This is a genomic window from Pseudomonas gebzensis (assembly GCF_034427815.1).
Classification (GTDB): Bacteria; Pseudomonadota; Gammaproteobacteria; order Pseudomonadales; family Pseudomonadaceae; genus Aquipseudomonas.
In genome coordinates, this window is record NZ_JAXQNS010000009.1 from 85233 (window position 1) to 99919 (window position 14687).

The following is a 14687-nucleotide window of genomic DNA, read 5'->3' on the forward strand; positions in this document are numbered from 1 at the left end:
GATCGACCAGAGCGCCAGCCGCGCTCCCCCTGGAACTGACCGGCGCTCGATGATGCCCTGCCTGGGGAGCGATCCAATGGCAGTCAGTCTTGCCGTCATGGACAGGCCGCTGCCTGTTCAGGACGGTATGGGCTGCGCGTCGAGCTGCAGTTGCATGAACGTCAGGTCCAACCAGCGCCCGAATTTCACCCCCACTTGGGCCATTTGCCCACTGACGACAAATCCCAAGCGCTCATGCAAGCGGATCGAAGCGGTATTGCCACTCTCGATGGCCGCGACCATCACATGCTTGCCACAGGCGCGGGCGCGTTCGATGAGTTCGCCCATCAGGCGTGGCGCCAGGCCTTTTCCTCGTTGATCCTGGCGGATGTAGACCGAATGCTCCACGGTCAGGCGGAAGCCTTCAAAGGGTCGCCAGTCACCGAACGAGGCATAACCCACCACACCCGTGTCATCCACCGCGACCAGGATCGGATAACCCTGCTGCCGACGCGCCTCGAACCAGGCCTGGCGATTGGCAAGGTCGACCGGTGCTTCGTTCCAGATGGCCAGGGTGTTGAGCACCGCATCGTTGTAGATGGCGAGGATGCCGGGCAGGTCGTCTGACACGGCATGGCGAAGGCAAACGTTCATAAATGCTGCTCACGGGAGTTTGCCAAGGGGACGACCGATCTGGCAGCCGCCCCTGACAGTGTTGATAGTTACAGGAAGAGGTTGGATCGCTCACCGTACAGACACTTGTTGTGTCTGACCACCGGGAGATTCCAACCATGCCAGCACGTTGTTCGACGACCTTGCGTAAGACCACCTGGGCAGGCGCACTTGCGCTGCTTGTCTCAGGGTGTGCCACCTCTGACTTGCAGACGCCACCGTCCACGCGACTCGCTGGGCCGATTCAGCCAGTCCGGCCGACCTCCATCGATACCCGCCTCTATCAGCAGGATGTGGGCGACTACAAGATTGCACCGCTACAGCGCACGTTACGCAACGATGGCTACCTGGTCGAGAGCGGTCTATTGACCGGCACCCATGATACGCCGGCAGGTGCTCTGGTGATGGTGCGCTCACCTTCGGGCGCGCTGACGGCCATCATTGACAGACCCGGCAAGCGCGGGCTGCTGCTGGTCGATGCGCTGGGCAAGCGACGCTTCCTCGCAGAGCCTGACTACGATTACCTTAAATCCGACATGCTGGCAGCGCCAATGCCCGCTGCCGAAACCCCGGCACAGCCCTCTGCTTCGACCTCGGCCAACAGTGGCATCGACGTACTGGTGACCTTCTCCACTCAGGCGCTGGACGTGCTGGCAAGCGACCCAGTCGCATTCGCCCTCGCGCAGTTGCAAACCGTCAACAGTGGGCTGCGCAACTCTGACATCGGCAACATCACCCTCGATCTTGCCGGGATCGTGGTGACCGCACAGGACCGTGGCGTCGACAGTCCTGGCTTGCGGGCAACCCAGAACGCCATGGACGCCTTGCGGTCAGATTATCGACACGATGTGAATGCGGCTTACTACGTTAAGGGCGATTACGCAGGACTGGCCTATCTACCAGGCTGGAGCAGCGTCAACAGCATTCACTACCCATTGGCGTTTCGCCATGAGCTCGGGCACAACGTCGGCGGCGGGCACTGCTACCCCGAGGCAGGCGATAACTACAAGCATGGCCACAAGGTGGACTCAGACCGCAGCACGCATTTGTGTGGGAATCAATTGCCTTACTACTCGACGCCAGCCGTCCGTCTCGATGGCGTTGCGCTCGGTCACCCGGCAACGGCGGACATGGCGCGGCTCTGGAAAGAGCAGGCGGGCAGGCTGAAGGGCTATAGCCCGGCTTTCGACGGGGAGCGGATGATCGTGCTGTCCGGCCAGGGTGAGCAGCGACTGAGGGTCACCACCAAGCCGACGTCCACTCGCTCGGGTGTCGTAGCGCATTCGACTGAAATAGGCCCAATGCAGTTGACCGCATCCCGGTACCCCCTCACCACGCTGCGGGTGCCACTGAAGGCGGAGAATGGTCAGACCTACACCGTCAATCTGTCAGCTCAGAAAGAGGCCGGCAATTGTGGTCGCACAATCATGAACTCGACCAGTATCTGCCATCCCGACTTTCGCGGTGCCTTCGATCTGTTGCTGAACTATGACCCCGCGCAGAATCCGCACCTGCCGACCGGCTGGTACAACGGGGTGCTCGAGCTCGAAGCGATCGACTCAAACGACCCATCTTGGTCTAGGCCGATCTTGGTCAGCCTCTCGGTGCGCAGCTGAGGCGCCCGCGTTGAAGCCAGTTCCACGGCGCGGGTCGAAACAGGCGCGGGGCATCAATTGTCCCGCCGCTGGCGATCGCTTTCTCTGCTATCCCCGCATCGATCGGTTGACGATCCGTTGAGCGGGGCGTTGGCTGGCGAGGTTTGCGCGCGTGACGCACGCACTGATAAGCCACTGCCCACAGCAAAAACCAGATCAGGGTCACCACCAGCGCCGCGCGGGTGTCGGCCTTCTGCTGGAATGATTCCATCCACCCTACCGCGCCCTCTTGTACGAGCGAGCTTGCTCGCGATTGGGCGGCGCAGCCGCCCCATAGCTGCACCTCTATTCACCTGCTGTTTCGCGGCGCCTGAACCAGGCCGGCTGCGCCGCCCATCGCGGCAATAGCCGCTCCTACACGGGTTGGCGAACGTTTTGACACGCTTCGGAGACTTGAGTACCGTGCCGCACCGCAGTAGATTCTGCGGTTCGGGATTGGCGTCCCGTTGTCAGAACTGGGCACATCGCACTTGCGATCGTTGTGCCCTGCATGGCTGTACCCGTTATGGGCGGAGCCGTGTGCGGGAGCCTTCGGGCTCACCGGACCTTCTGACCGGCACGCCAACCCACACGGCTCCGTCCACCCATATTGGCGTGTGGGCGCGGAGATACACTTCAGAAGGCCGTAAGGAAACGCACCATGTTCAAGAAGATCGTTCCAGACCCACCGTTCGTAGTTGCTGACGTCGTCACCTTTCATCGAGAGGTGCAGCCATGAACCATGAATCGCCGGTCAACATCACCCTCCGCAAATCCCGTCCAGTGACCGCCATTTCCCACTTCGGCACCTGCAATCACGCCCACGCCCCGATACTCGCGGTGCGTGAGGGTGTCGATAGCGAGGATGCGCTGGTGTGTGCCGTGGCGGCATTGAAGGCGGCGTACGAAACCAACGCCATGGCGCTGGAAAAAGCGGCCGAACCGCTGCGCAGCCTGTTGGTGGCGACGGAGAATTCGCTTGAAAAAGGCCTGGCCTTGACCGAAGCCGTGTTGCAGGGCTTCGAGGCCGAATAGCGCAGATGAAGTAGACGCTCTTCGTGTGAGAAGAGCGCCTTTTATTGGCTATCCACGGGGCATCCGTTAGCGATAGGGCTGGCCCTGATCGAGGCCGTGTCGCACGGCAGGGTGGCCAGTAGCGGACGTGAAGAAGGGCGCTCTCCTGTTCGAAGAGCGCCCTTCATTGGCTTTCGATCAGCGCCTAACCGGCCGCTTGCTGCGCACGAACCGATACGTCACCGCCAGCACCAGGAACCAGATCGGCGTGACCACCAGCGCCGAGCGGGTATCAGCCTCCAGGCTCAACAGCACCAGAATGAACGCGAAGAACGCCAGGCACACGTAGCACATCACCCGGCCACCCGGCATCTTGTACTTCGACGCCTCGTGCAGCGCGGCGCGCTGTTTGCGGTAGGTCAGGTACGACAGCAGGATCAGCGTCCAGACGAACATGAACAGCACCGCCGACACCGTGGTGACCAGCGTGAACGCCTCGACCACATCCGGGACCAGATAGATCATCACCGCGCCCAGCATCAGACAGATGCACGAGAACAGCAGGCCGTTGGCCGGAACCGCGCGGCGCGACAGCTTCTCGAACGCCTTGGGCGCGTCACCTTCCTGGGCCAGGCCGTAGAGCATGCGGCTGGTGGAGAACACGCCGCTGTTGGCCGACGATGCCGCCGAGGTCAGCACCACGAAGTTGATGATGCTCGCCGCCGCCGGCAGGCCGGCCAGCACGAACAGCTCGACGAACGGGCTCTTGCCCGGCACCACGTCACGCCAGGGCGTGACTGCCATGATGGCGATCAACGCCAGCACGTAGAACACGATGATCCGGATCGGAATCGAGTTGATCGCCCGCGGCAGGGTGCGCTCGGGGTTCTTCGCTTCCGCTGCCGTGGTGCCCACCAGCTCGATGCCGACGAAGGCGAACACGGCGATCTGGAAGCCGGCGAAGAAGCCCATCAGGCCATGCGGGAACATGCCCGCGTCGTTCCACAGGTTGGCCAGTTGCGCGGTGCGTCCGCTCGGCGACTCGAAACCGGTGATGACCATGTACAGGCCCGTGGCAACCAGTCCGAGGATGGCGACGATCTTGATCATGGCGAACCAGAATTCGGTCTCGCCGAACATCTTCACCGTGACCAGGTTCAGCGACAGCAGTACGGCGACACAGGTCAGCGCCGGTATCCACTGCGGCAGGTCGGGGAACCAGAACTGCGAGTAGGCGGCGATGGCGATGACATCGGCAATGCCGGTGATCACCCAACAGAACCAGTAGGTCCAGCCGGTGAAATAGCCGGCCCAGGGGCCGAGCAGATCAGCGGAAAAGTCGATGAACGATTTGTAGTTGAGGTTCGACAGCAGCAACTCGCCCATTGCCCGCATCACGAAGAACAGCATGAAGCCGATGATCATGTAGACGAAGATGATCGATGGGCCGGCGAGGCTGATGGTCTTGCCCGAGCCCATGAACAGGCCGGTGCCGATGGCGCCGCCAATGGCGATGAGCTGGATGTGGCGGTTGGTCAGGTTGCGTTGCAGGTGTTGATCGTCAGGCGGATTTTCAGTGGTCCGGGTCATGGTCTGCATTCCATTGGGAGGCCGTCTTCTGCTGAGACGTAGCCGCGTAGGCTACCACGCGGTTACCCAGACGTAGCGCGACAGATCGACACGAGTGATGCGGTGCAGGTGGCGGTTGTAGCAACTGTTCCTGGTCAGTCAGGGGTGCCTGGATGGGGGCGGCTTGGCCGGGCTTATCAAGGCACCTTGGATGACGGGTAAACCAGGGTCGCAGTCTTGGGAGGGCTTTTCCGCCCATCGCGGCAGTACCGGAGCGCCGGACCGGTCGCTCCACAGGGGCCGCGTTGGCTGCCGACGGGATGCTTCAGGAGCGCGCGGTCGGGTAGGAGCGGACGGTCCGGCGCTCCGGTACTACCGCGATGGGCGGCGCTGCGGTGTGCTAACGGTCAGTCGGCTGCAACTGATAACCACGCGCCTGCAAACACGCCCCCAGTGTCTGCTGATACGCCTGCAACACCTGCGGCGCCGGCGCATACGGCGCGTTGCCTGGATCGAAACCCGACTGGCTCACCGCCCAGCGGTAGCAATCGTAGGTGTCCTGCTCCTGCTGCTGGGGGCTTTGCCCATTCACCGGATACGCACTGATGGTCGGCGCCTGGCCCGGCGCGGGCCGAGGCAGCCCGGGCGAGGTTGGCCGCGGCGCATTCGGATCGACCACCACGTACTGCCCACTGCCGGGCACGTATTGGTAGTACACGCCCGAGACGATGAACAGCGGCTGCCCATTGAGCGACACTTCTTGCGCGTAGTCAGGCAACCCATCGACGCGCAGGCCGTAAGGCGGTGTGGTCACCACGTAGGACCGGCCATACGGGCGATACCAGTAGCCAGCGGAGTAGAAGTAATCCTGCCCCTGATAAGGAATTTTCCAGTAGCGCTCGTCGAACCCATCAATCCGGTGCCCGGGCCGATACTGCGGGCCGCCGCCCCATCCATCGCCATGCCCATGCGGCCGCCCCGGCCAGTCGCCGCCCGGGCGCTGCCCAGGGCCGCCCGCCTGCCAACGGCGGTAATCACCGTCGCGGCGGGGAATGTCCTGGTAATAGCCGGTGCGCGGCGGCTGAGTCTGCCGTACCTCGTCGCGAGCATTGAGCGGCGAACGGCCCATGCCAGCCTCGCCAGCCGGCCCCGGCCCTGGCAGCGGCGCCTCAGCCAATACATTGGCTGCCAGGCTCATGCACAGCATCCCCACACTGGCCCACTGGCCGAATCCTGACTTCATGCAATGGCCCTCAAGCATCGGCTGCGAAAACGCTGTCGAGTCTACGCTGCAGCCGAGGCTCTGTACGAGCGGTGTCTTCGTCAGGGCAAGACGCGGCGAAGTGCCGCCCTCGATGCCGATCAAGTGCTGCAGGCGGCCTATCTGGAGGCCTTGCCCTGGCCACCCCGGCAACTCAGCGCCGCGCTCACGCCCCCGCACACCGCGAGCAAAGGCCTCAGTCACTACCACGCATAAAAAAGGGAGACCGCTGGGGCCTCCCTCTCGAATGGTTGTCCGTGCTCGACGTGGGTAACGCCGGCTCACCTCACCGGGTCTTCTGGACTCGGTGTAGCCCGGGGGCCTGGCGGATCCTGTTGGATGGCCTGGCCGCGAGGCCCCGTCTGGGGCGCCTCGCTGTGGACTGTTGTCCGGGCAGTGATTCTGTTGATAACAATAGAGCAGGCGAACCGGCAGATGATTGCTAATATTGCTGATACAAATAGCGCTTGCGCAATTTTTACCCATTAATCGATAATTCGCCGCAATCCGAAAAGAAAAGGCCCCTGACATGAGCAAGCTCGACCGCTACGACCTGAGCATCCTCGCTGAATTGCAGCGTGACGCGCGCATTTCCAACCAGGAGCTGGCCGAGCGCATCGGTCTGTCGCCCTCACCGTGCTCGCGGCGGGTCAAGCAGCTCGAAGACGACGGCTACATCTCGCGCCAGGTCGCGCTGCTCGATCGCAAAAAGCTCGGTTTGAGCCTCACGGCCTACGTGCTGATCGGCATGGACCGCCACACCCCGGAACGCTTCGAGACGTTCGAGGCGGTCATCCGCAGCCTGCCGCAGGTGCTCGAATGCAGCCTGGTCACCGGCATGGACGCCGACTACCAGCTCAAGGTCGTAGTGCCCGACATGGACCATTACCAGAAGCTGCTGCTCGGCAGCCTGACCCGTATCGAAGGCGTCACCAGCGTGCGCTCGAGCTTCGTGCTCAACCAGGTGCTGGCCAGCACCGAGATGCCGCTGACCCACCTGCGCTGAGCACTGGCTGCCGGCCGCTCGGCGTATACTCGCCGGCCGCCCCCCACCTGACGGAGCGTTGCGATGGACCCGGCAGTATTCGAAGAGTGGATGATGATCAGCCTGGTCAGCCTGCTGATCGGCTTCATGGGTTTCATCGTCTGGGACCTGGCGAAGCAGTCCAAGGCCGGCCGCTTCGGCACACTGATCCTGTTTGTCGTGCTGGGGCTCGGGGTGATGGCGTTCGTCATCAAGAGTGTGGCGGTGGCGGTGATCGAAGGGGGCTGACGCTGTGCTCAGGCACTTTCGACCTGTTTGCAGGGGCTTGAGACGAAGCGCAGGCCAGGTGAACACCCAGCTTGAACGAGTCCCAAGGCTTTTCCTCCAGAGCCTATACAGCCTCAAGCGCTGTCTGACATAGGTCTGCACTCGCCCATACTGCGTTGAATCGGGGCCGCCACCGGCCTTGTCTGGACTTCGCGCAGACCTGTTTCACAACGACCCTAGCGCGGGGCAGGCACTTCACGCCACGCGCCCGACTCCAGCCCTTGAAGCGTCCAATCTCCGATCCGTACCCGCACCAGCCGCAAGGTCGGCAGCCCGACCGCCGCCGTCATGCGCCGCACCTGGCGGTTGCGCCCCTCGCGGATGATCAGTTCCAGCCAGCAGGTGGGTACGCTCTTGCGAAAGCGCACCGGCGGCGTGCGCGGCCATAGTGTCGGTTCATCGAGCTGGCGCGCCTGGGCCGGCAAGGTCGGCCCGTCATTGAGCTGCACACCGTCGCGCAATTGCTGCAACTGCGCCTCGCTCACCTCCCCTTCGACCTGCACCCAATAGGTTTTCGGCAGCTTGTGTCTAGGGTCGGCGATGCGCGCCTGCAAACGACCATCGTTGGTCAGCAGCAACAGGCCCTCACTGTCACGGTCAAGCCGCCCGGCGGGGTAGATACCGGGGATGTCGAGAAAGTCCTTGAGCGTCGCGCGCCCTTGGTCGTCACTGAACTGGGTCAGCACGTCGAAGGGTTTGTTGAACAGGATCAAGCGCGGCTCGGCAGGCGGCGCCTTGGGCTGGCGCCGTACGGGAGCAGGCCGCGCCGCCTGGCGGCGCGGGGTGGAACGGGGTGGCAAGGGCATGAAACCTCAGCGGAACGGCGGCTCGTCGAAGCTGCGCAGTTTACGCGAGTGCAGCGAGTCGAGCTGGGTGCGCAACAGGTCCAGCGCGGCGATGCCGATCTTCAGGTGCTGGCTCACGGCGCGGTTGTAGAAGGCATTGGCCGAACCGGGCAGCTTGATCTCGCTGTGCAGGGGTTTGTCGGACACGCACAGCAAGGTGCCGTACGGCACCCGCAGGCGATAACCCTGGGCGGCGATGGTGCCGCTTTCCATGTCCACTGCCACGGCGCGGGACAGGTTGATCAGCGGCCGTTCCTGCGCCCAGCGCAGTTCCCAGTTGCGATCGTCGTAGGTCAGCACAGTGCCGGTGCGCAGGCGTTTTTTCAGCTCATCGCCATGCTCGCCGGTGATGGTTGCAGCAGCCTCTTGCAAGGCCATCTGCACTTCGGCCAGCGCAGGAATGGGAATATTCGGCGGCACCACACGGTCAAGAATGCCGTCGCGGCGCATGTAGGCGTGGGCCAACACGTAGTCGCCGATGGTCTGCGACTGCCGCAGGCCGCCGCAGTGACCGATCATCAGCCAGCAGTGTGGACGCAGCACGGCCAGGTGATCGGTGATGTTCTTGGCGTTGGACGGGCCGACACCGATGTTGACCAACGTAATGCCATCGCCATCGGCGGCGATCAGGTGGTAGGCCGGCATCTGGTAACGGTGCCAGACCACGCTGGCCACCAGCGCCTGGGTCTGCACCTCGTCCATGGCCTTGTCGATGATCACGTTGCCGGGCAGCACCATGCGCACGAAGCGCGCATCCTCGCGCAGTTGCTCCAGGCCGTGGGCGATGAACTGGTCGACATAGCGGTGGTAGTTGGTCAGCAGAATCCACGGCTGCACGTGGCGCCAGTCGCTGCCGGTGTAATGCACCAGGCGGCGCAGGGAAAAATCGACGCGGGCGGCGTCGAACAGGGCCAGTGGCAAGGCTTCGGCGTTGCCCCAGTCCCACAGGCCATCGGCGATGTCGTCGGTGGCGGCGGACAGGTCGGTACTGGGGAAGACCCGCGCCAGTGCTGCGGCCGTGATGCCGCTGCCGGCCAGCTCGTCGCCCTGGTCGACGACGTAGGGATACGGAATGCTCTGCTCGCTCATGCCGACTTCCACGGTCACCGTGTAGTCGTTCATCAGCGGTTGCAACTGGTCGAGCAGGTAACTGCGGAAGGCTTCGGGCTGGGTCACGGTCACGCTGTACACGCCGTCCACCTGAACCTTGGCATAGGCGCGGGTGGTGGCAGCGACTTCGCCCTGGCTGGCGTAGGTCAGGCGGATGGCCGGGTAGCGATACAGCGCGCGCTCGCTGGCGCTCGGTTCGGTTCGGTCCTTGAGGTAGCGCTTGAGGGCCTGGCTGAGGGCCCCGGTGGCCTGTTGATGCAGGGCCGCCAGACGCTCGACGGCCTGTTCGGGAGTATCTACGACTTCAAACGCGTGGCTCACACTGTGCTTCCTGTCTGGACATGCAGAGAAACATCTTGCCTCGGTTGAGCGGGAAATACATCCCCGTGTCTGCGCTTACTCGATCGGCGCCAGCGGCGTGGCCCGGGCCACCAGCGCTGAGGCGTCGAGAGCCCGGGGCAGTGTGCCGTAGACGCGTCCGACAGCGCCCAGGCGGCTGGCGATGAAAGCATCGCTGACCCCTGCCTCACCGCTTTCCAACAGCAGTTTGGCCTGCACGGCCAAGGCGATGTCTTCGGTCAGTTGGCGAGCGCGGTAGGGCAAATCGTCCGGATCGGCGACCGCCTCCTTGAGGCGTTCGATGTGCGCCGTGAGGCTTGTGCTGCCGTGGCCATCGCCCAGCTCGGCGAACAGCGCGTCCTGAACACCCCGTTCCCTGGACAGCGCGCGCAGCACGTCCAGGCACTGCACATTGCCAGACCCTTCCCAGATGGAGTTGACCGGCGCCTCGCGGTACAGCCGCGGCACAATGCTGTCTTCTATATAGCCGGCCCCGCCCAGGCACTCGGCGGCTTCGTTGATCATGGCCGGCGCCCGCTTGCAGATCCAGTACTTGCCCACGGCTGTCATCAGGCGGGCGAAGGTCGCTTGCTGCGCGTCGCCTGGCTGGTCAAGCGCTTGGGCCATGCGCAGGCTCAGAGCCAGCGCGGCTTCGCTTTCCAGCGCCAGGTCCGCCAGCACGTTCTGCATCAGGGGTTGCTCACTGAGCAGTCGCCCGCTCACGCGGCGGTGCGCGCAGTGATGCGTGGCTTGGGTGAGGGCTTGGCGCATCAGGGCGCTGGAGCCGACCATGCAGTCGAAACGGGTCATGGCAACCATCTCGAGAATCGTGGCGATGCCGCGCCCTTCTTCACCGAGCATCCACGCCAGCGCACCCCGAAATTCCACTTCGCACGACGCGTTGGCGCGGTTGCCCAGCTTGTGCTTGAGGCGCTGGATGTAGAGTTCGTTGCGCGTGTCGTCGGGGGCGGTGGCGCGGCAGCAGAAAGCAGCTGAGGCCCTGCTCGGTCTGCGCCAGGGTCAGGAAGCCATCGCACATGGGCGCTGAACAGAACCACTTGTGCCCGAGCAATTCATACGCCTGCCCGGGGCCGCGCTCGCCGACCGGCCAAGCCCGCGTGGTGTTGGCGCGCACGTCGCTGCCGCCCTGCTTCTCGGTCATGGCCATCCCCAACGTGACCCCGGTCTTGTGCCGGTCGCCGACATTGCGTGGGTCGTAGTCGCGGGCCAGCACCTTGGGCAGCCAGTACGCCGCCAGCTCCGGTTGGCGGCGCAGCGCGGGCACGGCGGCGAAGGTCATGGTCAGCGGGCAGCCGCTGGCGGCCTCGGCCTGGCTGTGCAGGTAGGTCATCGCCGCCCGCGCCACGTGCGCGCCAGGCTGGGGCTCGGCCCAGGGCAGCGACGGCAAGCCGTGCTCGACGGCCGTGCGCATGAGCAGGTGATAGGCCGGGTGGAACTCGACCAGGTCGAGGCGATGGCCATAACGGTCATGGCTGTGAAACTGCGGGGGGTTGGCCTCGGCCAGAAAGCCTGCGGCCATCAACGGCCCGCCCGCCAGCGCGCCGTACGTATCGAGACGCGCCTCGGCCCAGCCTGCGCCCATGCGCCGCGACCACTGCCGCAGGGGCAGGTCGATGCGGTACAGGTTGAGGCCATCGAGCGGCGCAGGCTGGTTGGTGACCTCGTGGGTTTCGGCGAACTGATGCAGGTTCATGGCGCGCTCCTGAACGGCGATGGCGTGTGCACTCCTGCCAGTGAAGCAGTGCCACGGGAGGCGTCAACGGGGTGGATCGGCCCGATTGCCGCGCGTTCCTGCCAGCAGGCGTGGGCAGAAGCTACCCGCCAGCACCGCATTGATCTTCCGCCGGGTGGGTACGTGCAGCGTGGGCAGGGGTTCACGGGCATCGAACGAAGATTGCACCCGGCGAAAACGATCGCAGACGCCGGGTTGCCGAGCTTCGCCAGCGGCCCAGCCGCGCAGAGGCAGGCGCGGTGCTCGCCTGCATTGGACCAGGTGAGCAGGGCGAGGAGGTCACACGCTTGGCCTTGATGGTCGAACCCTGGCACTGCGCACGAAGTACCGGCGTACTGATCGGCTCTGCGCACGCACGCACGCCGCACAATAGCCGCCACCCGATTCGCGCCAGGCGGTTTGGTGGTAAGCTCGCCGACCATGACTATCTACAGCTCCCGCCCTGTTGTCCTCTGTCTCTCCGGCCACGACCCCAGTGGCGGCGCCGGCCTGCAAGCAGATATCGAAGCCCTGCTGGCGCAGGGCTGTCACGCCGCCCCGGCCGTCACTGCGCTGACCGTGCAGAACACCGTGGATGTCTCTGACTTTCGCGTGCTCGACCGTGAATGGGTGCTCGCCCAGGCCAACGCCGTGCTGAGCGATTCTGAGGTCGCAGCGGTCAAGCTCGGCATGCTCGGTTCGATCGCCATGGTCGACACCGTCGCCGAACTGCTCAGCGCCCACCCGCACCTGCCGCTGGTCTGCGACCCGGTACTGCGCGCGGGCGGCGGTGGTCGGCTGGGCAAGGACGAGGTCGGTTATGCGTTGCGTGAGCGTCTGTTGCCCCTGGCGTTGATCGCTACGCCCAACCTGCCCGAAGCCCGTATCCTGGCCGAACTGCCCGAGGGCAGCAGCGATGAATGCGCCGAGGTACTGCTGCCGTTCTGCCGCAACCTGCTGATCACCGGCGGGCATGGCGACGAAGCGCAGATCCACAACCGTCTGTACCGCCGCGATGGCGAGCCGCTGACCTGGACCTGCGAGCGTCTGCCCGGCAGCTACCACGGTTCGGGCTGCACCCTGGCCAGCGCCCTGGCCGGTCGGCTGGCCCTTGGTGAGCAACTGCACAGCGCCGTACCCAGTGCGCTGGATTACACCTGGCGCACCCTGCGTGACGCCGAGCAGCTCGGCCGTGGCCAGTTCGTACCGCGCCGCTTGCCCCTGGATTTCTGTTCCTGACCGACACGAGGCCCACCATGACCCTACGCGGCCTGTATGCCATCACCGACAGCCAACTGCTGGCCGGGCGCTTGCTGCCTTATGTAGAAGCGGCGCTCGATGGCGGTGTGTGCCTGCTGCAATACCGCGACAAGAGCGACGATGCCAGCCGCCGCCTGCGTGAAGCCGAAGCGTTGCTGCGTCTGTGCGAGCGCTACAGTACCCACCTGGTGATCAATGACGATGCCGAGCTGGCCGCCCGTCTGGGCGTGGGTGTGCACCTGGGCCAGACCGACGGCCCGCTGACCCCGGCCCGAGCCCTGCTGGGCCGGCACGCCGTGATCGGTTCCACCTGCCACGCCAGTGTCGACCTCGCGGCCCAGGCGGCCAGAGAAGGCGCCAGCTACGTTGCCTTCGGCCGCTTCTTCAATTCTGTCACCAAGCCCGGCGCGCCGGCGGCCAGCCCTGAGCTGTTGAGCCAGGCGCGTGCTCAGTTGACTCTGCCCATCGCCGTGATCGGCGGCATCACCCTCGACAACGCCGCCCCGCTGGTCGCCCATGGCGCCGACCTGCTGGCGGTCATCCACGGCCTGTTCGGTGCCGACGATGCGCAGGCTGTGACCCGCCGCGCGCGCGCCTTCAACGCCCTGTTCGCTTCCTGATTCAAGAGAGTATGTCCATGTCCCGTTCCGAAGACCTGTTCGCCCAAGCCCAGAAACACATCCCCGGCGGCGTCAACTCGCCGGTGCGCGCGTTCCGCAGCGTGGGCGGCACCCCGCTGTTCTTCAAGCATGCCGAAGGCGCCTATGTGGTCGACGAAGACGACAAGCGCTATGTCGACTACGTCGGTTCCTGGGGCCCGATGATCCTCGGCCACGGCCATCCGGACGTGCTTGAGTCGGTGCGCAAGCAGTTGCAGCACGGCTTGTCGTATGGCGCGCCGACGGCCATGGAAACCGAGATGGCCGATCTGGTCTGCTCGATCGTGCCGTCGATGGAAATGGTGCGCATGGTCAGCTCCGGCACCGAGGCGACCATGAGTGCCATCCGCCTGGCCCGTGGCTACACCGGGCGCGATGCGATCATCAAGTTCGAAGGTTGCTACCACGGCCACTCCGACAGCCTGCTGGTCAAGGCCGGCTCCGGCCTGCTGACGTCCGGCGTTCCCAGCTCGGCGGGCGTACCGGCCGACTTCGCCAAGCACACCCTGACCCTGCCCTTCAACGACCTGGCCGAAGTCGAAAAGACCCTGGCCGAAGTCGGTGACAGCGTGGCCTGCATCATCGTCGAGCCGGTAGCCGGCAACATGAACTGCGTGCCGCCGGCGCCGGGCTTCCTCGAAGGTTTGCGTGCGCAGTGCGACAAGCACGGCGTGGTGCTGATCTTCGACGAAGTGATGACCGGTTTCCGTGTGTCGCTCGGCGGCGCCCAAGGCCATTACGGCATCACCCCGGACCTGTCGACCTTCGGCAAGATCGTCGGCGGCGGCATGCCGGTCGGCTGTTTCGGCGGCAAGCGCGCCATCATGGAGTGCATCGCGCCGCTGGGCCCGGTCTATCAGGCGGGCACCTTGTCGGGGAACCCGCTGGCCATGGCTGCCGGCCTGACCACCCTGCGCCTGATCAGCCGGCCGGGTTTCCACGACGAACTCACCGCCTACACCGGCCGCATGCTCGATGGCCTGCAGCAACGTGCCGATGCTGCGGGTATTTCGTTCGTCACCACCCAGGCCGGTGGCATGTTCGGGCTGTACTTCAGCGGCGCCGATGACATCGTCACCTTCGACGATGTGATGGCCAGCGATGCGCAGCGCTTCAAGCAGTTCTTCCACCTGATGCTCGAAGGCGGTGTGTACCTGGCGCCGAGCGCATTCGAGGCGGGCTTTACCTCGATCGCCCACGGTGACGCCGAGCTGCAAATCACCCTGGACGCCGCCGAGCGCGCGTTCGCGGCGCTCAAGTAAGCACGCTGCCAGCGTGCCGGGGCAGGCAATCCTGCCCCG

General features: G+C 64.8%; 12 protein-coding genes and 1 pseudogene. 7 read left to right on the forward strand and 6 right to left on the reverse strand.

What is annotated here, in order from left to right:
- Positions 1–117: 117 nt before the first annotated feature.
- Complete coding sequence (locus SJI00_RS17125; protein WP_322462889.1) at positions 118–633, reverse strand: GNAT family N-acetyltransferase; 516 nt, start codon at positions 631–633, stop codon at positions 118–120.
- Between the two features lie 161 nt (positions 634–794).
- Here SJI00_RS17125 and SJI00_RS17130 point away from each other — a divergent pair, with 161 nt between their 5' ends.
- Together SJI00_RS17130 and SJI00_RS17135 are read left to right on the forward strand one after the other, a co-directional pair.
- Positions 795–2267 carry a hypothetical protein gene (locus SJI00_RS17130; protein ID WP_322462890.1) on the forward strand — a complete coding sequence of 491 codons (1473 nt, stop codon included), beginning with the start codon at positions 795–797 and terminating at the stop codon, positions 2265–2267.
- Positions 2268–3020: 753 nt separating this feature from the next.
- On the forward strand, positions 3021–3320 hold the full coding sequence (locus SJI00_RS17135) for a hypothetical protein (protein ID WP_322462891.1): 300 nt from the start codon (positions 3021–3023) through the stop codon (positions 3318–3320).
- 177 nt (positions 3321–3497) lie between these two features.
- On the opposite strand, the gene cycA is transcribed toward SJI00_RS17135, so the two are convergent.
- Positions 3498–4889 (reverse strand): D-serine/D-alanine/glycine transporter, encoded by a 1392-nt coding sequence (gene cycA, locus SJI00_RS17140; RefSeq protein ID WP_322462892.1) that lies wholly within the window; start codon positions 4887–4889, stop codon positions 3498–3500.
- A 379-nt stretch (positions 4890–5268) separates the two neighbouring features.
- Positions 5269–6111 carry a DUF6515 family protein gene (locus SJI00_RS17145; RefSeq protein ID WP_322462893.1) on the reverse strand — a complete coding sequence of 281 codons (843 nt, stop codon included), beginning with the start codon at positions 6109–6111 and terminating at the stop codon, positions 5269–5271.
- Between the two features lie 547 nt (positions 6112–6658).
- On the opposite strand from SJI00_RS17145, the gene SJI00_RS17150 reads away from it, so the two are divergent.
- Positions 6659–7135 (forward strand): Lrp/AsnC family transcriptional regulator, encoded by a 477-nt coding sequence (locus tag SJI00_RS17150; RefSeq protein WP_312937191.1) that lies wholly within the window; start codon positions 6659–6661, stop codon positions 7133–7135.
- 63 nt (positions 7136–7198) lie between these two features.
- Entirely contained in the window at positions 7199–7402 is a 204-nt protein-coding gene (locus tag SJI00_RS17155; protein WP_322462894.1) for a DUF2788 domain-containing protein, read from the forward strand.
- A gap of 215 nt (positions 7403–7617) precedes the next feature.
- On the opposite strand, the gene SJI00_RS17160 is transcribed toward SJI00_RS17155, so the two are convergent.
- The 3 genes and pseudogenes from SJI00_RS17160 to SJI00_RS17170 all read right to left on the reverse strand — a co-directional run bounded on the left by SJI00_RS17160 (position 7618) and on the right by SJI00_RS17170 (position 11449).
- Positions 7618–8247 carry a pseudouridine synthase gene (locus tag SJI00_RS17160; RefSeq protein WP_322462895.1) on the reverse strand — a complete coding sequence of 210 codons (630 nt, stop codon included), beginning with the start codon at positions 8245–8247 and terminating at the stop codon, positions 7618–7620.
- Between the two features lie 6 nt (positions 8248–8253).
- Positions 8254–9717 (reverse strand): AMP nucleosidase, encoded by a 1464-nt coding sequence (gene amn / locus SJI00_RS17165; protein ID WP_322462896.1) that lies wholly within the window; start codon positions 9715–9717, stop codon positions 8254–8256.
- 75 nt (positions 9718–9792) lie between these two features.
- Positions 9793–11449 (reverse strand): annotated as a pseudogene (locus tag SJI00_RS17170) (acyl-CoA dehydrogenase family protein).
- 459 nt (positions 11450–11908) lie between these two features.
- Here SJI00_RS17170 and SJI00_RS17175 point away from each other — a divergent pair.
- Genes SJI00_RS17175 through hemL form a run of 3 tightly spaced genes read left to right on the forward strand, consistent with a single transcriptional unit; the run spans position 11909 to position 14648 of the window.
- On the forward strand, positions 11909–12706 hold the full coding sequence (locus SJI00_RS17175) for a hydroxymethylpyrimidine/phosphomethylpyrimidine kinase (protein WP_322462897.1): 798 nt from the start codon (positions 11909–11911) through the stop codon (positions 12704–12706).
- 17 nt (positions 12707–12723) lie between these two features.
- Entirely contained in the window at positions 12724–13347 is a 624-nt protein-coding gene (gene thiE, locus SJI00_RS17180) for a thiamine phosphate synthase (RefSeq protein WP_322462898.1), read from the forward strand.
- A 17-nt stretch (positions 13348–13364) separates the two neighbouring features.
- On the forward strand, positions 13365–14648 hold the full coding sequence (gene hemL / locus SJI00_RS17185) for a glutamate-1-semialdehyde 2,1-aminomutase (RefSeq protein ID WP_322462899.1): 1284 nt from the start codon (positions 13365–13367) through the stop codon (positions 14646–14648).
- The last annotated feature ends 39 nt before the right edge of the window (positions 14649–14687 follow it).